Raw genomic sequence first — 25099 nt, forward strand, 5'->3', positions numbered from 1 at the left:
ATGCATATATTTTCAGATATCGGTGCGGGTTGCGTGGATCGCTCTATGAACCCTTTCGTTCGTAAAGGCCCCATGCGCGGTGTTATCAGTTTACTGGTAGCGGGGCTTTTCCTTATCAATTTCCTTACATGTGATATCGCGGGGGCCCTTTCCGGTCCTGTGGATCTTTCTCGCACCGGATCCGTTGGGCCCGGGGCTCCCCGCCTTTTAAAGCCGCTTGAGGTGGATTCTTTCAGGATCCCGGAGGCCCTCGGGGTCGTGGACAGCATGAGCGAGGGCTCATCCGGCAGGATGGTAATCCACATACAGGATGCGCACTGTAACTACCAGGTCCAGAGGACCATAGCCAGCTTAATCTCCCATCTCAGAGATAATTACGGGGTGAGGACCGTTAACCTCGAAGGCGGCTGGGGGGAATACGACCTTTCGCCTTTTACTTCCATAGAGAACGGAAAGACCCGCAGGAACGTCTCGGATTATTTCCTTAAAGGGGGAGTTCTCAACGGCGCTGAGTTCTACGCGATAAATAATGACGGTCTGGTTGATCTGTGGGGGGTCGAGGACAAAGACCTTTATCTTGATAACCTCAAGGTCTACCGCGATTCGTCCGGTTACAGGCAGAAGGGGCTTTCTATTATCAGGAGGCTCTCCCGCGCGGCGGAGGCTCTTAAGGACAAGATCTATTCCGCGAAAATACGCCGTCTGGATGAGGCGTTCACCCGCTACACCCTGAAAGAAGAAGGCATCCTGAAGTATCTCGCCCTTTTAAGGGATGAGGCCGGGAAGCTGGGAATATCGCTTGATAACTATCCGAACCTGCAGGAACTGACCAGGACCTCACGCATCGAGGAGAGCATAGACCTCGCCCGGGCGAACCGTGAAAGGGACCTTCTCGTCGACAGGTTCGAGAAGGTGCTTTCGGTCAACGAGATCGCACGCCTCAGCGGAAAGATCAGGAGTTTCAAGGCGGGCGTTCTCTCACGGGAGGATTTCTACGCATACCTTCGCGATAAGGCGCATCAGGTGGGGCTTGATGCGGAGGAGTATCCGGAACTATTCAAGTACGATTCTTACGTTAGGAGTTTTGCCTTGGTCGACAAGGTGAGCGCGAAGCGCGAGCTTTTAGCCCTTGACCGCAAGGTGAGGGAAGGTCTTTACACTTCTGCCGAGGAAAAGAAGCTGGATGAGGCGTGCCGCGCCCTCAGTGTGCTGCAGGAATTGTTCACCTTTCGCCTTAAGGACCATTTCTACAGGCTTTACCTTGAACAGGGCGGGTTCGATCTTAACGGGAGCCTTTCCTTTATAGAGGAGAAGGCCGAGCTTTACAGGATAGAGGCCGGCCTGGAAGAAGGGATAAGAGAGCTTGATGGGTACACGAACAGGATCAGCCTTTTCTATGAGCGTTCCAGGGACAGGGACCTCTCCTTCTTGAGGAACATGCGCTTCGGCGACGGGCCGCGGGAGGCGGCTATTCTCGTTACGGGAGGATTCCATACCGACAGGCTGCTTGAGCTTCTAAAGAAGAGAGGCTATTCCTGCGTTTCAATAATCCCGGCCTACCGGAGCAGCCCAAAGGGCAGCGGCCTTTACCACCATCTGCTTTCGGGGGGGACCGATCCCCTGTCGGAAGCGCTGAGCCCGTTCGTTTCGAACATGCAGGTCGCGAGCATACTCACCGAACTGGCCACTGACGCGTGGGACCCGACCCATTATAAGGCGATACTGGCCGCCAAGGACGGCGTGCAGCTTATGATGGACACGGGTAACCCGCTCAGGGTTTACAGCCCGGACGAGAAGCACAGCATAAGGCTTTACATAAGTGACGGCCAGATACAGTTCGAACGCGACCCGGAGGACTTTCTTGAGGAGGAAGAGAAGGTCAACATAATGCAGCTTATCGAGATGTACGGGGTCCGCCGCCCGAAGAAAAGACCGGCGGATGTTCCCCGCCAAGCCCCGGGCGAAGAGAGCCGGATAGATGTCCCCGACGGGATAAACCGCCTGATACAGCTGATGTCCTCTTTTACCATCGCAGATGAGAGTTCCATAGACAGCACCGTTGTCGTGCCGGATCTGCACGGCAATATGCAGAAACTCGATGACGCGCTGAGCAGGGTTACCGATCCCGACCAGGAGATAGTGTTTCTGGGCGATTACATGGACCGCGGGCGCGAAGGCATCAAGGTAATGCGCAGGGTGATGGAACTTTCCCGGACAAGGCGCGTTATACCTCTGATGGGTAACCACGACCTCATGCTTATAATGGCGATGATGGGCGACGAATGGGCTTTCCAGAAATGGCTTGAGAACGGCGGCCTCAAGGTGCTCGCGGAACTGGGCTACCGGGGCGTGGAACAGATCGAATCCTTCGTTAAGCAGGCCATGCCGGGGATCCAGATGGCCCTTTACGCGGGCGAGCACGCCCAGGAATACGAGCTGCTTCGCCAGGCGGTCATGCAGGATAAAGTCCTTAAAGAGATAACCCAATGGATGCAGGAGAACCTGTATCTCTACTATATAGGTAGTAACGGCGTGCTTTACGTGCATGCGGGGCTTCCCATGGACGAGGGGGCGAATATAACGCTGAGATACACGGCAGATGACGGTACAAGCTATGAAAAACTTCCGGCCCTGGCCAAGCTGGAAGAGGAAATGAAACGCTCTTTCAGTAACAGCGATCCATCGCACCGCGCTAGCCAGTTCCTCCTGAGGGGGATTACCGAAGAGGATATAGCCCGGAACAGGCCCTACGAGGAGATACATCCCCAGAGAAGGTCTCCCCTGTGGGTGCGTTACGCCGATCGTCTGGGAAAAAGTTCCGTGGAACTTGCCAGCATGGTGATGAGGGGAAGGGAAGCTTCGATAATGGAGCAGCTGGGCGTTTCCATGATGGTGGTCGGCCACACTCCGGTCACCGACCCGATGACGGAACTAATAAACCTCAATAACAGGATCTTTTACATAGACCGCGACTACAGGGAGGACTCGGGTGTGGTCCTCTACAACGGCGTTGACGGGATAGAGTACACCCTGGGCAGCCCGGTGGCCCACCAGCTTGTGGAGAAAGAAGTTTTCCTTCGCATACACCAGGCCGCCCGGGAGAGGGCGAGGCAGGTCCTCAAGGATATCCGCGATAAATACGTGACCAGTAGCGGTACGGACCTATTGGGTAAGCTTTTCGACGAGAACGGGGAGATGGTCACCGAAGTCAGCGTAAGGCGCGCGCCCGACAGGCCATCCGTGCTCATATCGAACGCCGCAGACGGCACCACTCTTTACAATAAGTACGGGGAACCGGTGAAGTCGCTGCCGTTCAGGGAGAAGTACGAGTACAGGTCCGACATCCTCAAGGATAAACCTCTTCAGCAGCTGAAGGAGCTCAGGGACACGTATAAAGGCCGGGAAAAAGAGACCGCCGGGCTCTCCTACAAGGTGCTCTCGGGCGCCATAGAGGTCCTGGAGCGGGCGGAGCTTTCGGTGCTGATCAATAATGATTACGGCATACTGGGCGTCTCGGACGATTCGGGCAAGGTCCCCTACATATATCTTTGCGATATGCTCATAAAGGACCCGGAGATGTTCACCATCGCCCTTTTCCACGAGGCGGCGGAGATATACCTGGCAAGGAACCGCCACCTTGTACCGGAGGGTCTGGACACGCACAGACTTCTGAGGGGAGCCTCCAGCTCCGATAGGAGACAGAATCCCGAGGATTATACCAGGGGAGTCCAGGACGAGCTGTTCGGCCAGCTCAACAACGAGTTCACTTACAGGATAACCCACGCGCAGGGGGATTTCATATATGATGACGAGATCAGGCTTATCGCCGCGTTCCTTTCTGTCCACGGCAACGACCTGCAGGACGCGCAGAACGCACTGCTTAAACCCCATTCGGTGCCCAGGATGACCAAGTCCCTTGCGAGGGCTTTCCTCAACATGAGAAAGAGCTATCTAGACGCGCGCGAGAGGCACGCCGAGACAAAGGATTTTGCCAGCACCCTGGCGCACGACAACATGTACCAGGCGCTGGGCGTTTTGAGGAAACTCTTGAGGGAACATCCCCACCACATGGCAAGATATCTTAAAAGTTCCTGCGAGGGGGGCTATACCGCGCTTCACGGAATACAGGAGATACGCGTGCAGATCCTCCTTGAGAAATTCGTCGAAGGCAAGATCGACCAGGTGAGGGTCCTGCCCACACCGAGGAACAAGGCACTCAGTGATCTTATGGATACGGTTGCGGCGAATCTCTCTTATAAGGGCAGGAGGGGCGCGATAGTCGAGATCCCCGCCGGCAAGGAAGTCATCATAGTCGGGGACCTTCATACGAGATTGTCGAACCTGAGGAAAATACTTTACTCGAACAACAACCTTCAGAAAATAAAGTCCGGCGAGGCGGTGCTTTTGATACTCGGCGACGCCCTTCACCCGGCAGTGGACTGCATGATGCTTAACGAGGATGATGACCTTATGGAAAAACTCGCGGAGATGACAAGTTCCTTCGAGATCCTCCAGTTCATCCATCGTCTCAAGAGGGAGTATCCCGATAACGTGCATTACCTTCTGGGTAACCATGACTACCTGAGCTCCAGGATCGGCAAGGCGGTAAGCAAGACCGAATACGTCCCGCAGGGGGTCGTCTTCAGGCAGGAGATGCTCAAGTGGTACGGGCCCGAATACGTGGAGGTCTACAAACAGTTTCTCGCTTCGAGCCCGCTTATGGTGAGAACCCCAGACGGGCTTGTCGCGCTGCACGCGGGGCCCGTTAAGAGCGCCCACTCGATCCGCGACATACGAAAGGCCGACCCGGCCGATGCGGATGACGCGATAGTGAACGAAGCCACCTGGTCAAGATGGGAGAACGATTACGGAGAAGGGGAAGTGCACGGTTTTCTCAAGATGGTGGGGGGCAAGATACTTGTGGTCGGGCACACCTCGGACCTTATAGCCAGGAACAGTTTTTTCCACGAGCTCATGCCCGATACGCATTACGTGACGATGGGCGGTCTTGACGTTGTGGGATATCTTTCCTTCAGGGACGGTAAGATAACGCCGTTCAACCTTACCAGCAAGCTGGCAGAGGAAGAGACGGAACTTACCGGGGATGTCATAAAACTCATCGAGGAAGGTAAAACCGACGCGGTCGAGCATGTTTCCGAACCCTTGAAAGAGCGCGTAGCTAAACTGGAAAGCCGTTTCGGTGAACTCCAAATACGCGACGTGCTGGGCTCGGGCACTTTCGGCAAGGTGCTCGAGGTGGAGGATGAGGACGGCAACCGTTTCGCTCTGAAGCTGGCCGGGGGCATAGTCGGCGAGGAAAGGAACGAGCTTTACCGGGCGAGGATGGCCCTTAAGATCAACGACGTTCCCTTCGGAATAGCCATGCAGGAGCGCTCGAACATGGATGAGGTCGACTGGGTGCCACGCATCATTGACGTGGGTATCGAAGGAAGGGAACCCTATGTCGCCACCGAGATAATCCGTGATTACAGAAAGATAGATCTGTCTCTTCTTGTCGAGCTTGAAAGGAAACAGATCCACTCGCTCATGCAACAGATAGCCAGGATAGTCACCTCTCTTGAAAGCATGGGCGCTATCATGTACGATCCCAAGCTGGAGAATTTCGGTTACAAGGAGGGCCGCGTGATACTGCTTGATACGGGTGCATGTAACGTCAACAGGAACCTTCTTGAGGGTGAGCACCTGGCCAGAATAGAGCAAATGGGTATAAGGACGACCGAGGAGAACTGGACCGGGGATGACGTTCTCGAGGACATCATCGCCAACATGGTTGAGAAGCTGGATGCCCTGCTGGGCAACGAGATCACTAAAGAGGAGATAGAGAGCGTTACTCGAAAAGAGCGCTCAAGGGCGAGGATAGCCACGCTTTACGCCAAGAGCGGGGAACTTATAAAGAACATTAGAGAGCGCGATAAACCCGTTGTTGTCTTCATGCAGCACCTGGTTGCCGAAGGCGCCACGGCGCAGTTCACTCTTATACGCAGGCTTGAGAGGGACCTTAAGAAAAAATACGACACCGAGAACCTGAGGGTGATGCTCTACGACGGAACACGCCAGGGGCTTGACAGCGCGATGGGCCGCGCCGAGACCATACTCAAGATACCGGGGGCAAAGGCGGTAGCTTACGTATCACCCCAGATGCATCCGGGCGAGGTCTCAGGTAACGTGTTATACGTCAAGGAGGAATGCCCGTGGGGAGGTGACATGCTCTCGATGGTGGGACCGCATGTCATGCTCGCGATGGGGCTGGTGAATTTCCAGGAAGGCACCGCGTCCGTGGAACTTGTAAGGGATATCGAGCACCTGCTCAAGCTCATGATAGGGGACAGGGAGACCCTCAAATCCATGAACAGCGAAGGTGTCGAGGTTTTCCTGAAGAACCTGATTAGAGGTATCAGTATCCTCAAGATGAAGAAGATCGACCTTAAGAAGATGCGCGATGTAGTGGAGGCCCAGGAGAAGCTGTTGCATTCATTATGATCCCAGGGCGGGAAAGCCCTCAAAAAAGACCGTGTACGCCGGAAAAGGCGCACGGTCTTTTTTTATGACAACATATATAAAGTTGTACAAACCTCTCTAAACATTTCTAAACTTATCTAAACCTAAACAAAACTGCATAAACATATATATGCGGAGTTAATGGCATTGACATCCGCATATATAATAGATATAATCTTTTGGATATAATTATTATTTTATACTGCGTTCTGACCGGTATAAAAGGTGTTTTTTTATATTTTTTTCAGAAGGGCAGCAGGATATGGAAGAGAAGAACGAACTTATCGAACAGAGATACAAAAACCTGGAGAAGCTCAAAGAGGCGGGTATAGACCCCTTCGCGGAAAGTTTTTCCGACGCGGAGAGCATTTCCTCTATAAAAGGGGATTTTTCCGAGGGCAGGCCTTCCAGAGTAGCCGGCAGGATCATGGCAAAGCGCGAGCACGGTAAAAGTGTTTTCGCCGATCTCAAGGACTTCACCGGGAGGATACAGATCTATATCAAGAAGGATATCGTAGGGGAGGAAGCTTTCGGTATCTTCAAGAGCCTGGACATAGGAGACATAATCGGCGCAAGCGGCGAGCTTTTCAAGACAAGGACGGGCGAGGAGACCATACAGGTCACCGAGTTCAAGGTCCTTTCCAAGTCGCTCCTTCCTCTGCCGGAAAAATGGCACGGGCTCAAGGATACCGAGACCAGGTTCCGCCAGAGGTACGTCGACCTTATCGTTAACGAACAGGCGCGCGATAAGTTCAGGGTCAGGTTCGAGCTCATCAAGAACATACGCGGGCAGCTTGCTTCAAAGGGATTCTTCGAGGTGGAGACGCCGATGATGCACCCCATTGTCGGGGGGGCCGCCGGAAAGCCATTCAAGACGCATCATGAGGCGCTTGACATGGACCTTTACCTCAGGATCGCCCCTGAACTTTACCTCAAGAAGCTCCTGGTGGGAGGATTCGAGAAGGTCTTCGAGATAAATCGCTCCTTCCGCAACGAAGGCATCTCCACAAGGCATAATCCCGAGTTCACCATGATGGAGGTCTACGAGGCTTACTCGGACTGCCGGGGGATGATGGAGCTTACCGAGGAGCTGGTGAGGAACGCCGCAAAAAGCATCCTCGGGGACGAGAAGTTTACCTACCAGGGAAGGGAAGTTGACCTTACACGGTGGAAGACCGTCTCTTTCGCCCGCCTCATGGAGGAGAATTTCGGAATAAAGGTCTCGGACCCGCTTGAAGCCTGGGTGGAGAAACTCAGGAAAAAAGACATAGAGATAGAAGGCGATAAGGTATCCAAGACGCAGATAATCAATATCGTGGGCGAGCTGGTGGAACCGGAGGCGGAGACCCACCCGGTATTCGTGGTGGACATGTTCAAGGAGCTCAGCCCGCTCGCCAAGGAGAAGAAGGATTCGCCCGGCCTGGTCGACAGGTTCGAGCTTTACATTGGAGGCATGGAGATAGCCAACGCCTATTCGGAGCTTAACGACCCGGTGGACCAGCGCGAGAGGTTCCGCATGCAGGCGGAGGCGGACCCGGAGGCTATGGTGGACGAGGATTTCGTCCGCGCTCTGGAGTACGGCATGCCCCCGGCGGGGGGCCTGGGCATAGGGATGGACCGCCTGGCGATGATATTCACCGATTCGGCGACCATAAGGGAGGTCATACTCTTCCCGCACATGAGGCCTGAGTAAAAATATGTGGACACTGTTCCTTAGCGTTAAATATTTTCTTTCCAGGAGGAAAGAGCGGATGATATCCCTGATCGGGTGGATATCTGTCGTGGGGGTCGCCCTCGGCGTGGCCTCGCTTATCATAGTGATGTCGGTGATGAACGGTTTTGACCGGGAGGTCCAGAAGAAGATCATCGGCACCTATTCGCACATTGTCATAATGAAAGAAGGAGGCATATACCCCTCAGGGGACCTTACCGCGAGGATCATGGCCGTCCCGGGTGTTGTAAGCGTCTCGCCCTTCATGACCGGGCAGGCCGTCCTGCGAAGGGACGATACGGTTACCGGGATACTCTTAAAGGCGATAGACCCCGAGAAAGAGCAGAACGTGACCGACGTCATCAAGTATACCGACGCAAGCGCCGGGGACCTTGAAGGGCAGACGATAGTCCTGGGAAGCGAACTGATGAAGTCCGAGCGGATCGAGCTCGGCGACCGGGTGGAGATCATGGTACCCTATTCGGCGACGGACATGGAGAAGAGAAAGCTTACGGTCATAGGAAGCTTCACTTCCGGCAGGTACGATTACGATTCTAACCTCGCCGTCGTCTCGCTTTCGACGGCCCGGAGCCTCTTCAGGACCGAAGGGCAGGCCAGCGGCCTTGCCCTCAGGCTGGAGGAGGCGATGGAGGTCGCCCCGGCGAGGGACGCTCTGCAGAGGATGCTTGGTCACCCCTACACGGTCAAGACCTGGATGGACCTTGACCGGAACCTGGTGACGGCTCTCGCTCTGGAGAAGAAGATGATGTTCATAATTCTCGCCCTCATAGTCACGGTGGCGTGTTTCAATATTTCAAGCTCTTTAATAATGATGGTGATGGAGAAGACCCGGGACATAGGCATCCTCAAGGCGATCGGCGCAAGTTCCGCCGGGATAAGCACGGTCTTCTTCACTGAAGGCGCGATGATCGGGCTGGGGGGAGTTCTTTTGGGCACTTCCTGCGGGGTTTTCCTCTCAAGCAGGATAAACCAGGTGGCCGCACTTCTCGAGCGCTTTACAGGGGTCAATCTTTTCCCGAGCGACGTTTATTATTTCACGACCATTCCTGTCGAGATAAGCACTTCGGACGTTGTCATGATAACGGTCCTCGCCATGGCGCTTACCCTGGCGGCCGGGGTGTACCCGGCATGGAAGGCTTCGCGTCTCGATCCGGTCGAAGCGATAAGGTATGAATAGATCATGTTGGAAGCAAGAGCCTTAAGCAAAATATACCTGCAGGGAGCAGGCGAGCTCCACGCGGTCGAAGAAGTGGACCTCATGGTCTCCCCGGCAGAGAAGGTGTACGTGCGCGGCCCTTCCGGGGCGGGAAAGTCCACGCTCCTGCACATGCTCGGCGGACTCGATAAGCCTTCGCGTGGAAGCGTCACCTTCAAAGGGAGCGATATCTACCGTCTCTCCGGCAGGAACAGAAGCAGGGTGAGGAACGCCAGTTTCGGGTTCGTTTTCCAGTTCTATCATCTCCTGCCGGAACTTTCGGCGCTCGAGAACGTCATGCTGCCGGCTCTGATAAAGGGTTCCTCCTCAAGGAAGGATATAAGGACGCGGGCGATGGACCTGCTGGATAAGGTGGGCATATCCCACCGGGCATCGCACAGGCCCTCGCGCTTATCCGGAGGCGAGGCCCAGCGCGCGGCGATAGCCCGGGCGCTTGTGAACGAGCCGGAAGTCCTTTTCTGCGACGAGCCGACGGGCAACCTCGACTCGTCCATGAGCGAGGAGATCTACAGGCTTCTTTTCAGCATAAGTTCCCAGAGCGGGATGAGCGTTGTGGTGGTCTCGCACCAGGAGCTAGACAGCGGGCTGTTCACCAGCGAGTATTACATGAAGGACGGAAGAATAAAGGCCCTCAAGGTCTCGGAATATCAAAGTACCGCAAGTTAAGAAAGGAAAGGGAATGTCGCTAAAAATATTTTTCAATGGCCAGTTCGTCGAAAAGGACCAGGCCAAGGTCTCTGTTTTCGATCACGGCCTGCTTTACGGTGACGGTGTTTTCGAAGGGATAAGGTCATATAGCCGGAAGGTCTTCAAGCTGGAGGAGCATATAAACCGCCTGTATGAAAGCGCGGACGCGATAAGGCTCAAGATACCCATTGAGAAAAAAGAGCTTTCGGCGAAGATAATAGAGACGCTTAAGGTCAACGCCCTGGACGACGCGTATATCAGGGTGGTCGTGACAAGGGGGGTGGGTGACCTTGGTCTTGACCCGCGTAAGTGCGCGCGCCCCACGGTGTTCATCATTACAGACAAGATAGCGCTTTACCCCCAGGAGCTCTACCGGTCGGGGCTTTCCATCGCGATAGCCAAGACAAAGCGCAATCATCCCATGACGGTTGATCCCAGGATCAAGTCTCTCAATTACCTTAACAATATCCTGGGCAGGATAGACGCGATAGACGCCGGTACCGAGGAAGCCCTTATGCTGGATATCGACGGATATATAACCGAGTGCACCGGGGACAACATATTCCTTGTTAAAGAAGGCAAGCTTTTTACCCCGCCGGCGGAGCTGGGAGCGCTTGAAGGGGTCACCCAGGACCTGGTGATAGAACTTGCCGCCAACAGGGGCATCGGGACCGAGTACAAGAAGATGTATCCGGAAGAGCTCGAGAAGGCGGATGAGTGCTTCCTTACCGGGACGGCCGCCGAGATCATCCCGGTCATCAAGGTGGGGGAGAAGGTCATCGGTACCGGGAAGCCCGGCGAGATATATAAGCAGCTTCTCGGGGACTTCCGCAAGATAACCGAGACCGAAGGAGTGGGGTACTGAAGATGAAATGCGATATCTGCGGCAGGAGAGAGGCAACGGTGCACCTTACCGAGGTCATTAACGACAAGGTGACCAAACTTCACATATGCGAGAGGTGCGCCCGGGAAAAGAGCGAGCAGATGCAGTCGCATTTCGGGCTGCATGACCTTTTGGCTGGGCTTGTGGACATAGGCCCCGACCTGGCGGGGGAGGCGCCGCCCTTTACCGCGGCCGAGGCCAAGTGCCCGCAGTGCGGGATGGGCTATTACGATTTCCAGCAGACCGGAAGGCTGGGTTGCGGCGCGTGTTACGAGGCTTTCGAGAAGAACCTGAGCGAACTGCTGAAGAAGATACACGGCTCCGACCGGCACGTGGGGAAGATCCCTTTCAAGGCCGAGAGGCCCCAGAAAGAGCAGAAGGACCTGATAAGGCTGCGCAAGGAGCTGGCCGAGCTTGTCCGGCGGGAGGAGTTCGAGAAAGCGGCTCTATTACGCGACAGGATAAAGGAACTTGAGGAAAGAGAACAAGATGAAACTTAATGAACTGGCCGGAAAAAAGAACGAATGGCTCCTGGCGAAGGGGCCGGAGGCGGCTATCGCCGTCTCCACGCGCATGAGAGTGGCGCGAAACCTGAAGGGGCACGTGTATTTCAGCCGCGCCAGCGAAAAGCAGCGCGAGAAGACGCTTAAGAGCCTTATAACGGGTCTTGCCAAGAGCAAGTACCTGAAGAAGGCCCTGGTGGTGAGGATGCGCGATGTTCCGGAGCTTGAGAGGATGATGCTGGTGGAACGCTACCTGATGAGCCGGGAACACGCCCAGCAGGTGGCCCAGAAAGCACTGGCCGTGGAGGAGAACGAGGCGGTCAGCGTCATGCTCAACGAGGAGGACCATATAAGGCTCCAGGTCATACAGCCCGGTTTCAACGTGATGGAGACCTGGCGTATAGTTGACGAGGTGGACACGGACCTGTCCGGCCATCTCCAGTACGATTTTTCCAGGAAGTTCGGATACCTCACCTCGTGCCCGACGAACACCGGTACGGGCCTCAGGGCTTCTGTCATGCTGCACCTTGCCGGGCTCGTCATGACGGGCCAGATAGACGCGGTGCTCGAGGGCATATCGAAGCTCGGTCTTACCATGAGGGGTTTTTACGGGGAGGGCACCGAGGCTTCCGGAGACCTTTTCCAGATATCCAACCAGGTGGCGCTGGGCCATTCGGAGATGGACATACTCGATAACCTGGAGAGGATAATCGCAAGGATAATCAAGCGCGAGAAACAGACCCGCGAGGAGTTCACCCGGAAGAAGAAAATAGAGGTTCAGGACAGGATCGACCGTTCCTACGGCACCCTTAAGAGCGCGCGGGTCATTACAAGTAACGAGACGGTAAAACTTCTTTCGGCGATACGCCTGGGGATAGACCTGGGGATGGTGAGTGACCTCTCGGTCGCGGACGTGAACGAGATAATGCTCATCACCCAGCCGGCTCACCTTCAGAAGGTGACAGGAAGGGATCTTGCTCCTTCGCAAAGGGATATAGCGAGGGCCGATCTCATAAGGGAGAGGCTGGACAAGAAAAAGACCAGCAAAGCGTAAAAATAAATCTTTAAGGAGGATATTCAAATGCCCGCATTCAACAGATTCACTGAAAGAGCCAGAAAGGTGATCCTTTTGGCCAAAGAGGAAGCGAAAAGGTTCAACCATGATTATATCGGTACCGAACATATACTGCTGGGCCTGGTAAAGGAAGGCGAGGGCGTTGCCGCCGCGGTCCTTACCAGTCTCGGGCTCGATTCGGAAAACATACGCAGCGAGGTGGAAAAACTCGTGCAGCCCGGCCCCAGCAAGATACTCTCCAGCGACATCCCCTTCACCCCAAGGGCGAAGAAGGTGATAGAGCTTGCCATGGATGAGGCGCGTAACCTCGGCCACAACTATATCGGCACCGAGCACCTTCTTCTGGGGCTCATACGCGAGGGTGACGGCGTGGCCAGCCAGGTCCTGCTCAACATGGGGCTGGACCTTAAGAGCGTGCGCGACGAAGTTCTAAACCTTCTGGGTTCTTCCGTTCCGGGTTACACCGTGGCCGGCGGGTCCAAGAGAAAGAAAAAGAGCAAGACCCCCGCGCTCGACTCCTTCGGCAGGGACCTCACCGAAATGGCGGCGCAGGACGAGCTGGACCCGGTGATAGGCCGTGACAAGGAGATCCAGCGCGTGGTGCAGATCCTGAGCCGCAGGAAGAAGAATAATCCCGTTCTCATAGGGGAGGCGGGGGTCGGCAAGACCGCCATAGTCGAGGGGCTCGCCCAGAAGATCAACCAGGGCGATATCCCCGAGACACTCAAGGGCAAGAGGCTCCTCATACTGGACCTTGCGATGATGATAGCGGGCACCAAGTACAGGGGCCAGTTCGAGGAAAGGATAAAGGCGGTCATGAAGGAGATCAAGGAGTCGCCGGACGTGATAGTCTTCATCGACGAGATACACACCCTGGTCGGCGCCGGAGGCGCGGAAGGGGCGATAGACGCCTCGAATATACTCAAGCCTGCTCTGCAGAGAGGCGAGATACAGTGCATCGGAGCGACCACGCTCGATGAGTACCGCAAGAACATAGAGAAGGACCCGGCACTGGAGAGGCGTTTCCAGCCGGTCACCGTCGACCCGCCCAGCGTGGAGGAGACAATAAAAATCCTCGAGGGGCTCAGGGACAAGTACGAGGCCCATCACAAGGTCAAGTTCTCCGACAAGGCCCTTGAGGCCGCGGCGAAGATGTCCGACAGGTACATAAGCGCCAGGTTCCTCCCGGACAAGGCGATAGACCTTATCGACGAGGCGGGCTCCAAGGCGAAGCTCTCGACGATGATAATGCCGGAGAAGCTGAAGGACTTCGAGAAGAAGATAGAGGAGTTCCGGCGCGAGAAAGAGGAGGCGGTGAAGAGCCAGGATTTCGAGAAGGCCGCGCGTTTCCGCGACTCCGAACGAAAAGCCAGGCAGGAGCTTGAGAAGCTCCTTAAGGAGTGGAAGAACGGCCAGACCCAGCAGGAGATAACGGTCGATGAGGAGGATATAGCGAGGATCGTGTCCGACTGGACCGGGATCCCCGTGGTGAGGGTCGAACAGAAGGAATCGGAGAAGTACCTTAAGCTTGAAGACAGCCTGAAAGAGCGCGTGGTCGGCCAGGACGAGGCGATAACCGCCATAGCCCACGCGGTGAGGAGAAGCCGCGCGGGGATAAAGGACCCGAACAGGCCCATAGGCACTTTCATATTCATGGGGCCTACCGGCGTGGGTAAGACCCTCCTCGGGCAGAAACTCGCCGAGGTCATGTTCGGGGACGAGGACGCCATCATCCAGATAGACATGTCCGAGTACATGGAGAAGTTCAACGTCTCGCGCCTTGTCGGTGCGCCTCCCGGGTACGTGGGTTACGAGGAAGGCGGCCAGCTCACCGAGAAGGTCAGAAGGAGACCGTACGCGGTGGTCCTTCTGGATGAGATCGAGAAGGCCCATCCGGACGTGTTCAACATACTCCTGCAGCTTCTGGACGAGGGAAGGCTTACCGATTCCTACGGCAGGAAGGTGAGCTTCAAGAACACGATCCTTATAATGACCTCCAATATCGGAGCTAACCTGCTCAAGAAGGCAGGGGCCATAGGTTTCCAGAAACAGAAAGAAGAGGAGACCTACCAGGACATGAAGTCGCGACTTCTTGAAGAGGTGAAGAAGACCTTCAAGCCCGAGTTCCTCAACAGGGTCGATGACGTGATAGTCTTCCGCAGTCTCAGCAGGGAGAACTTGAAGCACATAGTCGAGATAGAGGTCAAGGAGGTCCAGGACCGTCTCCAGGAGAAGGGCATAACGATAAAGCTGGACAACACCGCGAAAGAGTTCCTCATAGACAAGGGATTCGACAAGGTGTTCGGCGCCCGTCCCCTGAAAAGGACCATACAGAGATACCTCGAGAACCCGCTTGCCGAGGAGATACTCTCGGGCGCTTTCAGCGAAGGGGCGGACGTGACCGTGACCCGGTCCAAGGGCAAGGAGGAGCTCAAGTTCGTCCGGTCGGACGATAGGAAGAAGACCGGGAAGGAAAAGAACATAGAAGAAAGAATAAACCCGTGAGGCGGCGTATAGATGAGAGCCAGGCTAAGGAGGATCACAAAAGCGCGCGTGGCGGGGCTTTCGCTGGCCCTGATGGTGGTCTCGTACTTCACGTTCAGCCAGACCAGTTGGGTGAAGTATTTCGCCGAGAAAAAGGTCTCCTCCTTCATGGACAACAAGCTCGACGTTCGCATAGGGCAGATAACGGGGGGAGTTATCCGGGATATGTCCCTGCAGGAGGTCGAGTTCATATCCGGTACAGGAGAGGGGGCCAAGGTCTTCGCCGTGGAAAGGATGGAGATATCCTACCGGGTATGGAGGATACTCCTGGAGAAGCTCGGCCTGGCCGAGAGAACCGAAAGGCCCCTGGAAGAGGTGGGGGTGTATTTCAGCGAGGAGAACCCTTTTCTTCAGGGGTTCTTCAAGATATACAGTTACCCGGAGAAGCTCGAGCTGGTGGGGCATGTGTCGCTGGCCCTCTTCGGGGAAGAAGAGAAAAAGGGACTGAAAGGCTCGCTCTTTAAAAGAGATGACGGAAGATATGACTGTGACCTTGTCTGGAACGGTTCGCTCAAGATCAAGGGCGTCCTCGATCCGGCGGGAAGGTCGGTCGACCTCGGGTTCGATCCGGTCTCAAGCAGGAAGGGGACCGTGCGCCTTAAGGCGGGCATAGGCAGGGACAGGGCCATAAACGCCTACACTCGCCTGGACAAGGTCCGTTTCGGTGCAGTTGAGCTCATAGGTGACGTGTGGCTCTCCTACAGGGAGCCGTCCGATCCCGTTTTCCAGGTGAAAGCGGAGAACCTGGTGGTCAACAAGCGCCCCTTCTGGGATATTTCCCTGGAGGGGACCTACTCGCGGGAGGGCAGGTACCTGAGCATCGAGCAGGCAAAATGGGGCAGGGCTTTCATTCTTTTCGGGAGGATATCGACCAAGGCGCCGTACCCTTCAAAACTCGGGATCAGGTTCAGCCACGCCGATCTTTCCGAGATAGGAGCGATGCTGGGTAACAGCTCAACGCCCCTTGAAGGGATGGCAGAAGGCGAGTTATCTTTCGATGGGCCCGTGCTGTCGGCGGATGTCACCGGAAGGCTCCACGTGGGGCAAGGCGTCCTTAACAACATGACCTTCAGATCCATATCGGCCCAGTTCAGGGGCAAGCTCCCCCTGGTAAGGGTGGTCGATTCACGCGTCTTCAAGGAAGGCGGGTTCATAAAGGTCGAGGGCGAGATGGATTTCAGCAGGTTCGCCGAGGGAAAGGCCTTTGAGAAGGTCATTTTCAGCACCGACAACAAGGTGGCAGTGTGGGAGGACTGGCAGATAACCAAGAAAGAGGACTCCAACAAGGTGAGCGCCACCAGGGACAAGGTCACCTTGACCACTTCCATGGAAGAGGCCGGGTTCATGCCGAGGGAGGACCCGATACAGAACGAGCTGGGAGTCAATTACAGTCTGGACAGGGGAAGCAGCCTGAAGTTCGAAATGGAGGAGGACGACGATTTTTTCGGGCTGGAACATAAAATAGAGTTTTAGGGGAAAATGAAGATGCATAAATTGAGGAGTTTGCCCGCGAGGTTCTACCGTAACGTGGTGAAGAAGGTGAAGAAGTTCTTCACCTACATCGGGGGCCTGGCGGTACTTCTGGTAAAAACGGTATTCTGGATATTCTCGCCGCGCCTTCGCAAGTGGCAGGTGCTCGAACAGATGGACCGTATCGGGGTGGCGAGCTTCCCGATCATATTCCTCATAAGCCTTTTTACGGGAATGGTCCTGGCGCTTCAGAGCGCCTACCAGATGCAGAAGGTCTCGGCGGAGATGTACATAGCTTCGCTTGTCGCTCTTTCGCTTACCCGTGAGCTGGGCCCTGTTCTTACCGCACTCATAGTCGCCGGAAGGTGCGGCGCGGCTATAACCGCCCAGCTGGGGACCATGCAGGTCACCGAACAGGTGGACGCGCTCGAGACGCTGTCGGCGAACCCCATCCAGTACCTTGTCGTGCCGCGTTTTCTGGCGCTTCTTGTCATGGTGCCTCTTCTGACGATCTTCGCCGATTTTTTCGGCATAGTCGGGGGTTACCTCATAGGCGTCGGAAAGTTGGACATAACACACGCGATGTACGTAAAAATGACCTGGGATCCCCTGAAACTGAAGGACGTGACGACCGGCCTTATCAAGAGCGTGACGTTCGCGGTAGTGATATGCCTCATATCCTGCTTCGAGGGGTTCAATACCAAGGCGGGCGCCGAGGGTGTGGGCCGGGCTACGACCTCGGCGGTGGTGAGGAGCTTCATCCTCATAATAGTTTTTGACTGTTTTCTTACGGCACTGTTTTATTTCGTGATGAGGTAGGTAAAGTGATAGAACTCAAGAACATACACAAATCCTTCGGATCCAACAGGGTCCTCGAGAACCTCAACCTCAGGATAGAGACGGGCGAGTCGATGGTCATAATCGGCCGGTCCGGATGCGGCAAGAGCGTTCTGCTCAAGCATATAATCGGGCTTATGAGGCCCGATTCCGGCCAGGTCCTGATAGACGACAAGGACATAACCCGGATAAGCTCCAATCAGCTCAACAAGATGAGGATGAACTTCGGCATGCTTTTCCAGGGGGCGGCGCTTTTCGACTCGCTGAGTGTTTTCGAGAACGTGGGTTTCCAGCTGATCGAATACACCGATAAGCCTCTGGAGGAGGTAAAAAGCCGCGTCGCCGAGTGTCTGGAGAAGGTGGGGCTCAAGGGTATAGAGAAGGCCAAGCCGGCCCAGCTTTCCGGGGGCATGAAAAAGAGGGTGGGCCTTGCCCGGGCGATATGCATGTCGCCCAAGATAATACTTTTTGACGAACCCACTACCGGGGTCGACCCGATAATGGGGGATATAATAAACGAGCTCATACGGCATCTGCACGACACGCTGGACGTGACATCGATAACGGTGACCCATGACATGAAGAGCGCCTACAAGATAGCCGACAGGATAGCGATGCTTTACGACAGGCATATAATCGAGTCCGGCACGCCGGACCAGATACAGAATTCTGATAGCAGTATAGTCAGGCAGTTCATAACCGGGTCCGCGGAAGGCCCCATAACCAAGAAATAACGGACCGGATCTTTTAAAAAAGGAGATGATATGTTCAGGGACGAAAAACTCGAAATGAAGGTCGGTCTCTTTATAGGAATAGGCCTTTTTGTCATGTTCTTCATAGTATTCTCGATAAGCGATTTCTACGTGTTCGAGAAGGGATATAATTTCAACGTCATCTTCGATTACGTTAACGGGATAACCTCCAACGCGCCGGTGAGGCTTGCCGGAGTGCATGTCGGCGACGTTGAGGATATATCCATATACTATGACGACGAGGCCCAGAAAACGCGGGTCAAGCTGAACGTTTGGGTCAAGGGCCAGGTCCGCGTCGAGAGGGACGCGGTGGCCCGGATAAACACGCTCGGGCTTCTGGGCGAGCAGTACCTCGAGCTTACCCCGGGGAAAATGAACCGTTTCCTAGAAGAGGGGGACACTTTGACCGGAAAGAACCCGGTGAACGTGGGAGTTCAGATGGAGAGGGTGAGCGGCCTGGTGAAGGATATTTCCGAGGGCAGGGGCACGCTGGGCAAGCTGCTTACCGAAGACACCATCTACAATGACCTTGAGGGCGTTTTCGGCAGGCTTAACCGCGGGGAAGGCACCATAGGCAAGCTCCTGGTGGAAGAGGACGTTTACGATAACATAAAGGATTTTACCAAAGACATAAAAGCCCATCCCTGGAAGCTTCTGCACAGGCCACGCAGCCGCGACAGGAGCTCCTCGGAAAGGGAACCGGACCGGGGAACGGAGATAGAACCGTTCTAGTGTCATTTATTTTTTTATAATATTTTTCAAAGAAAGGAAGTGACAGGACATGACGATCAGATTAATCAGAGTGTTTTTTCTTGTGCTGAGCGCCGTATGCGGTTATTACCTGGGGTCGCTCTTCACCGACATTGCCAACTCAGCGTGGATCGGGCTTGTCGCGGGAACGATCACGGGTCTGCTTATCATACTTCTTGAGGTAAAGCTCAAGAGCGTTTCGCTGCGGAACCTTTCCGCGGCGGCTTTCGGGCTCATCTTCGGTTTCTTCATGGCATGGATGGTGACGCTCATCCTGCGCCTTATACCCATGCCGGAAGACGTCTATCCCATAGCCCAGATAATATTCACCCTTATTTTCTGTTACCTGGGGATGATAATATCCATCAAGGGAAAGGACGAGTTCAACGTGGTCATCCCCTACGTGCGTTTTACCAGGGAGGACCAGAGCGACCAGCTTTTTCTTCTGGATACCAGCGTTATCATAGACGGAAGGATAGCGAGCGTCTGCGAGACCGGTTTCATCTCGGGCAGGCTGGTTGTACCGCGGTTCGTTCTGCATGAACTGCAGCAGGTCGCCGACAGTTCCGACGATTCGGTGAGGACCAGAGGGCGCCGCGGCCTCGACATGCTCGAGAAGCTCAAGAAGGTCCCGGGAACGGAGGTCATAATACACGACGAGGGTCTTCCGGACATCAAGGAGGTCGACGCCAAGCTGGTGAGGATGGCCAAGGTCCTGGACTGCCCGGTCCTGACCAATGATTTCAATCTCAACAAGGTCGCCAAGCTCGAAGGGGTCATGGTGCTCAACATCAACGACCTGGCCAGCTCACTGCGCCCGGTGGTGCTTCCGGGGGAGAAGATGAACGTCTTCATCAAGAAAGAGGGCAAAGAGCGCGACCAGGGAGTCGCCTTTATGGACGACGGGACCATGATAGTGGTGGATAACGCCAGGAGGTTCATCGGCAGGAACGTGAACGTAGCGGTGACCAGCATTCTTCAGACCTCCGCGGGCAGGATGATATTCGCCAATCTTATGGAGAAAGCCGATCAGGGTAAACAGAACCGTTCCCAGAAGGGCCAGGGGCGGGGCGGCAACAAAAAGCACGGGAACGGACAGAAAAAGAACGAAACCTCATCCCCGGACGAAAAGAAGGGTAACGGGTAATAATACATGAAAGTAGTTGCGCTGGTACCGGCTGCCGGCTCCGGGGAGCGCCTCGGCAGGGCAAGTGAGGAGAAGCCTTTCCTCGAGATAGGAGGAAAGCCCCTTCTCGCGCACGTTCTCTCGCGCCTCAGCGACTCGGGCCGGATCGACAGGATAGTGGTCATGGTCAAGGATAAGTACCTGGAAAGAACAAGGGATCTTATCCGCGGGTGGCATATAGAAAAGGTCCAATCGGTGGTGCCGGGGGGCGTGACCAGGACCGAATCTGTCAGAAACGGCATTGAAGAGGCTTCCCCGGGGGAGGACGAACTGGTCCTCATCCACGACGGGGCCAGGCCCTTCGTGACCGGCGAAGTTATAGAAAGGGCCGTTGATCTTGCCGCGAGGACCGGGGCCGCGGTGGTGGGATTGCCCTGCGACTCCACCATCAAGAAGGTTTCCGGCGACCTCACGGTCGAGGAGACGCCCCCGAGGTCGGGCCTGTGGGAGGCGCAGACCCCCCAGGTCTTTTCTTCGGAGGTCATCAGAGAGGCTTACCGCGCCTACGCGGGAGGGAACGTCACCGACGACTCTTCCCTTGTTGAGATGTCGGGACGAAAGGTGAAAATGGTGAAAGGCACGCGGGATAACATCAAGATAACCGTGCCGGAGGATATAAGGCTGGCCGAAGCCATACTGGCGGGGGAGCGCGCTGAATGAGGATAGGGATGGGTTACGATATGCACCGCCTGGAGGACGGAAGACCCTTTATCCTGGGCGGGGTTGCTATAGCACACGATAAAGGACCGGTCGGGCATTCCGACGGGGACGTACTTCTTCACGCGGTATGCGACGCACTGCTGGGGGCCATCGGCGAGGATGATATCGGAGCCAAGTTCCCCGATACCGATCCTAGCTACAGCGGTATAGCCAGCAGTGAACTGCTGAGGGAAGTGATGTATATCACCGACCGGGCGGGGTACCGGGTCCACAACCTGGATACCGTGGTCGTCCTGGAGAAGCCCAGGATAGGGCCCTACAGGCACCGGATCATCGGTTCAATTGCGGATATGCTGATGGTTCCCGCGGAGTTCATAGCGGTTAAGGCGAAGACCGCGGAAGGACTGGGGGATATCGGACGGGGCGAGGCGGTCTCGGCCTACGCCACGGTACTGCTTAAGGAAACTTAAACCCGGAGGGGGATAAAGATGCTGTGCTTGGCAAAAACGATATTAATACTGGCGGCGCTGGCGCTGGTGTATTATGTCCTGGTGAGGATGTTCTTCCGGGACGAGCTTCGTGCCGCGACCGAAAGGGATCCGGCGGCCACCGGCTACGCCGAGATAATCTTCACCTATTCGGGGCTTCACGCTCTGGTGTTCTACAGGATGTCCTCCTCGCTGAGGGGGCTCAAGGTCCCCTTCCTGCCGAGGCTCATTTCTCAGATGGGCAAATGGTTCACCGGCATCGAGATACATCCGGGGGCCAGGATAGGCAAGGGACTGTTCATAGACCACGGCATGGGTGTTGTGATAGGCGAGACCTCCGTTATAGGCGAGAACGTGACTCTCTTCCAGGGGGTGACCCTTGGTGGAACGGGCAAGGAGAAGGGGAAGAGGCATCCGACAATAGGCGATAACGTGGTCGTGGGCGCCGGGGCGAAGATCCTGGGCAATATCACCGTGGGCAATAATGTCCTGGTGGGCGCGAACGCCGTTGTCCTGAGGGATGTTCCGCATGACTCTACCGTCGTGGGCGTTCCCGGGCGTATCGCCAGGCGCAAAGGAAAGCGCCTTCCCGGAGGCATCAACCTCGACCACAGTTCGCTGCCCGACCCGCTCCAGCAGGCACTGGAGAGGCTGCAGCACGAGATAGATCATATCGAAACGGAAATACAGGAACATCACGAGGACGGAAAATGATCAGGATATACAACACGCTCACCAGGCAAAAGCAGGAGTTCAGACCCATTAAGCAGGGGAAGATCAGCATGTACGTCTGCGGGCCCACCGTTTACGACGTTCCCCACATAGGGCACGCCCGGAGCGCCTACAGTTTTGACGTTATAAGGCGGTATTTCGAACACTCCGGCTACGAGGTGAATTTCATAAGGAACGTGACCGACGTCGACGACAAGATCATAAAAAAGGCCGCTGCCGAGCTCGATGAGATCGGCGAGAACCTCACCTCGGGCAGGCTCAGGACCCGGGCGCGGGATGTGGCATCCAGGTATCTGAAGGTCTACCACAACGAGATGGACGTTCTTGGGATAAAGCCTCCCACCTCCGAGCCCAAGGCCACCGAGAACATCGAGCAGATGATAAAGTTCATAGAGCTCCTCATAGAAAAAGGCTATGCCTACGCGGTCGGGGCGAACGTGTATTTCAGCGTGGAGAAGTTCCCCGAATACGGCAAGCTCTCCAACCGCGACAGAGAGCAGATGCTCCAAGGCGTGCGCGTGGAACACGACAAACAGAAGGAGTACCCGCTTGACTTCGCCCTCTGGAAGGAGGCAAAGGAGCACGAGCCGGCCTGGAAGAGCCCGTGGGGCATGGGAAGGCCAGGTTGGCACATAGAGTGCTCGGTGATGAGCACGAACCTGTTGGGGCCCAGGTTCGATATTCACGGAGGGGGGCTTGACCTCATCTTCCCGCATCACGAGAACGAGATCGCTCAGGCGGAGGCCTGCACGGGAGAGAGATTCGCCAACTACTGGATACATAACGGGCTATTGACGGTGAACGGCGAGAAAATGTCCAAGTCGCTCGGCAACTACGTCACCATCTCGGATTTTCTGGAGAAGTACGGTGACCCGGACCTTTTGAAGATAGCTTTTCTTATGAGCCATTACAGGAGCCCGATGGATTACAGCGACGAGAAGATAGACAGTGCGAGGAGCGCAAAGGACCGGATAATGATATTCTTCGAAAAGGCCGAAAGGGCCGGCCGGGAATATGAGGCTTCTCCGGGAAGCGAGGCCGATATCGAGGCGGTGGGCCGGGCGCAGTGGACGGTCAATGAGCTGCAGGAGAGGTTCACCGAGGCCATGGACGACGACTTCAATACTTCCCAGGCCCTGTCGGTGATATTCGAGGGGGTCAAGACGGGTAACGATCACCTCGCTGACCCGGATAAGAGCCCTTCGGAAAAAGCCCAGATGGCCAAGGCGATAAGTAACTACGTGCTCAGGTTCGCGGATATACTCGGGCTTTCGCTGAACCCGGTAAAGGTGGACCAGGACGAATCGAAGATGATCGAGGAGCTTATCGCCAGAAGAGAAGAGGCGAGAAAGAACAGGGATTTCAAGAGCGCCGACAGAATACGGGAGGAGCTAGCCGAGAGGGGCGTGACCGTCGAGGATACCCCGAAAGGACCGGTATGGCGGAAAAGTTGACAAAAGGTATATTCATTACGTTCGAGGGGCCAGAAGGTTGCGGCAAGAGCACGCATTCCAGGAGGCTCTTCGATGAGATGACCTCGGATGGAATGGAAGTGGTCCATACCGCCGAGCCCGGCGGCACCGAACTGGGCGCGAGGATAAGGGACATACTCCTGGAGAAAAAGGATATCCGCCTGGGGGAGGTGGCAGAACTGCTTCTTTTCGAGGCCGACCGCGCGCAGCATGTCGCCGAGGTCATACGCCCGGCCCTGGAGGAGGGCGGGATCGTCCTGTGCGACAGGTTCAACACCGCGACCTTCGCTTACCAGGGGTACGGCCTGGGGATGGACATGGACCTTGTAAAAAGGGTCGACCGCGCCGCGACCGGCGGGCTGGAGGCGGACCTGACGGTGCTCATGGACGTTGACGTCGAGACGGGGCTAAAGCGCGCGGGAGCCTACAGCGCGGGAGACAGGATGGAGAAGAGGGCGGTTTCCTTTCACCGGAAGGTGAGGGACGCCTACCTCAGGATGGCGGGGGATGAGCCCGGGAGATTCATCATCATAAGGGTCAGCGACGATATCGAACAGACTTATAAAGCTGTCAGGGAAGCGGTTTATGGTTACATTGAACGGAATAAAGGGACAGGATAACGCGGTAAGGTACCTTACCGGCAGTCTGGCTTCGGGCAGGATCTCATCGAGCTATCTATTTACCGGCCCGGAGGGGGTAGGCAGAGCCCTGACGGCGAGGGCCTTCATCAAGGCGCTCATGTGCACCGAGAAGAGTTCGCCTGAAATCCCCTGCCAGGCGTGCGCCGCCTGCAGAAGGCTGGATTCGGATGACCACCCGGACATGAGGTGGATCGGTCCAGAGAATAAACGCGCTATCAAGATAGACCAGGTACGCGCCGCGAAGGAAGCGCTGAGCCTCAAGCCCTACGAGGGCGGTATGAACGTCTGCGTGATAGAGAAGGCTCATCTAATGACCACGGAGGCTTCGAACGCGCTTCTTAAGATGCTGGAAGAGCCGCCCGGGCGGTCCGTGATCATATTAATTACCAGCAAGAAGGAGCTTCTTCTTCCGACGGTCATATCCCGATGCTCACAGGTAAGGTTCAGGTCCCTTCCGGTCGAAACTACCAGGGATATCATCATGCGGTCCGGGGCCGATCTAAGCGGGGACTTCGCGACATACCTGGCGTATTTTTCGCAGGGTTCCCCCGGCAGAGCGCTCGAGATGATTTCCGAGGGCGTTCTCCAGAGAAGGGAGGACGTACTCGCTCTTCTGGAGACGATCGCGCGCGAAGAGAACGCTGTCTGCCTCAACTGGGATACCGATGAGCGGGAGATACTCCTTGAGGACGTCGAGATGCTCATAATGATGTTCCGCGACATCGCCCTGGCCAAAGAAGGAGCCGGTCCCTTTATGGTGGACGGCGAGCTTTCTTCCTCCGCCGCCTACGGGTATTTCACCGGATACACGACAGAGAGGATCCTCGATATCGTGGAGATGCTGACGGGTTTGCGCAAGGCCCTTACGGGTAATACCAACCCGAAGCTGGTGGCGCAGGCTCTTCCGGGGATGATAAAGTGACAACAGCGCTCAGGCGCTTTATACATAAAA

The 25099-nt window shown here is 55.7% G+C and carries 19 protein-coding genes; all 19 read left to right on the forward strand.

Going from position 1 to position 25099, the window contains the following annotated elements; translation table 11 throughout:
* The 19 genes from GF409_00670 to holB all read left to right on the forward strand — a co-directional run bounded on the left by GF409_00670 (window position 1) and on the right by holB (window position 25069).
* Window positions 1-6501 carry a hypothetical protein gene (locus GF409_00670; GenBank protein ID MBD3425723.1) on the forward strand — a complete coding sequence of 2167 codons (6501 nt, stop codon included), beginning with the start codon at window positions 1-3 and terminating at the stop codon, window positions 6499-6501.
* A 280-nt stretch (window positions 6502-6781) separates the two neighbouring features.
* The gene (lysS, locus tag GF409_00675) at window positions 6782-8212 is read left to right on the forward strand and encodes a lysine--tRNA ligase (GenBank protein ID MBD3425724.1); all 1431 of its coding nucleotides are present in this window, start codon (window positions 6782-6784) and stop codon (window positions 8210-8212) included.
* A gap of 4 nt (window positions 8213-8216) precedes the next feature.
* Window positions 8217-9428, forward strand: a complete 1212-nt coding sequence (locus tag GF409_00680) for an FtsX-like permease family protein (GenBank protein ID MBD3425725.1) — start codon at window positions 8217-8219, stop codon at window positions 9426-9428.
* A gap of 3 nt (window positions 9429-9431) precedes the next feature.
* Complete coding sequence (locus GF409_00685; GenBank protein ID MBD3425726.1) at window positions 9432-10133, forward strand: ATP-binding cassette domain-containing protein; 702 nt, start codon at window positions 9432-9434, stop codon at window positions 10131-10133.
* A gap of 13 nt (window positions 10134-10146) precedes the next feature.
* Window positions 10147-11019, forward strand: coding sequence for a branched-chain-amino-acid transaminase (gene ilvE, locus GF409_00690; GenBank protein MBD3425727.1), 873 nt, complete (start codon window positions 10147-10149; stop codon window positions 11017-11019).
* A 2-nt stretch (window positions 11020-11021) separates the two neighbouring features.
* Window positions 11022-11537 (forward strand): hypothetical protein, encoded by a 516-nt coding sequence (locus GF409_00695; protein MBD3425728.1) that lies wholly within the window; start codon window positions 11022-11024, stop codon window positions 11535-11537.
* Window positions 11527-12594 (forward strand): protein arginine kinase, encoded by a 1068-nt coding sequence (locus GF409_00700; protein ID MBD3425729.1) that lies wholly within the window; start codon window positions 11527-11529, stop codon window positions 12592-12594. The genes GF409_00695 and GF409_00700 overlap by 11 nt, the downstream gene beginning before the upstream one ends.
* Before the next feature lie 27 nt (window positions 12595-12621).
* Window positions 12622-15120 carry an AAA domain-containing protein gene (locus GF409_00705; GenBank protein ID MBD3425730.1) on the forward strand — a complete coding sequence of 833 codons (2499 nt, stop codon included), beginning with the start codon at window positions 12622-12624 and terminating at the stop codon, window positions 15118-15120.
* A 12-nt stretch (window positions 15121-15132) separates the two neighbouring features.
* Window positions 15133-16632 (forward strand): hypothetical protein, encoded by a 1500-nt coding sequence (locus GF409_00710; GenBank protein MBD3425731.1) that lies wholly within the window; start codon window positions 15133-15135, stop codon window positions 16630-16632.
* Between the two features lie 6 nt (window positions 16633-16638).
* Complete coding sequence (locus tag GF409_00715) at window positions 16639-17448, forward strand: MlaE family lipid ABC transporter permease subunit (protein MBD3425732.1); 810 nt, start codon at window positions 16639-16641, stop codon at window positions 17446-17448.
* A 5-nt stretch (window positions 17449-17453) separates the two neighbouring features.
* Entirely contained in the window at window positions 17454-18200 is a 747-nt protein-coding gene (locus tag GF409_00720) for an ATP-binding cassette domain-containing protein (protein ID MBD3425733.1), read from the forward strand.
* 30 nt (window positions 18201-18230) lie between these two features.
* Window positions 18231-18950, forward strand: a complete 720-nt coding sequence (locus GF409_00725) for an MCE family protein (GenBank protein MBD3425734.1) — start codon at window positions 18231-18233, stop codon at window positions 18948-18950.
* 49 nt (window positions 18951-18999) lie between these two features.
* On the forward strand, window positions 19000-20115 hold the full coding sequence (locus GF409_00730) for a TRAM domain-containing protein (protein MBD3425735.1): 1116 nt from the start codon (window positions 19000-19002) through the stop codon (window positions 20113-20115).
* 6 nt (window positions 20116-20121) lie between these two features.
* Window positions 20122-20814: a 2-C-methyl-D-erythritol 4-phosphate cytidylyltransferase gene (gene ispD, locus GF409_00735; GenBank protein ID MBD3425736.1), complete on the forward strand. Its 693-nt coding sequence runs from the start codon at window positions 20122-20124 to the stop codon at window positions 20812-20814.
* The gene (locus GF409_00740) at window positions 20811-21284 is read left to right on the forward strand and encodes a 2-C-methyl-D-erythritol 2,4-cyclodiphosphate synthase (GenBank protein ID MBD3425737.1); all 474 of its coding nucleotides are present in this window, start codon (window positions 20811-20813) and stop codon (window positions 21282-21284) included. Before ispD ends, GF409_00740 begins: the two co-directional genes overlap by 4 nt.
* Before the next feature lie 87 nt (window positions 21285-21371).
* Window positions 21372-22016, forward strand: coding sequence for a serine O-acetyltransferase (cysE, locus tag GF409_00745; GenBank protein ID MBD3425738.1), 645 nt, complete (start codon window positions 21372-21374; stop codon window positions 22014-22016).
* Window positions 22013-23488, forward strand: coding sequence for a cysteine--tRNA ligase (locus GF409_00750; GenBank protein ID MBD3425739.1), 1476 nt, complete (start codon window positions 22013-22015; stop codon window positions 23486-23488). The genes cysE and GF409_00750 overlap by 4 nt, the downstream gene beginning before the upstream one ends.
* Before the next feature lie 8 nt (window positions 23489-23496).
* Complete coding sequence (tmk, locus tag GF409_00755) at window positions 23497-24126, forward strand: dTMP kinase (protein ID MBD3425740.1); 630 nt, start codon at window positions 23497-23499, stop codon at window positions 24124-24126.
* Window positions 24092-25069, forward strand: a complete 978-nt coding sequence (holB, locus tag GF409_00760; protein MBD3425741.1) for a DNA polymerase III subunit delta' — start codon at window positions 24092-24094, stop codon at window positions 25067-25069. The genes tmk and holB overlap by 35 nt, the downstream gene beginning before the upstream one ends.
* Window positions 25070-25099: the final 30 nt, after the last annotated feature.

The sequence above is a fragment of the Candidatus Omnitrophota bacterium genome (assembly GCA_014728045.1).
GTDB lineage: Bacteria > Omnitrophota > Gorgyraeia > Tantalellales > Tantalellaceae > WJMH01.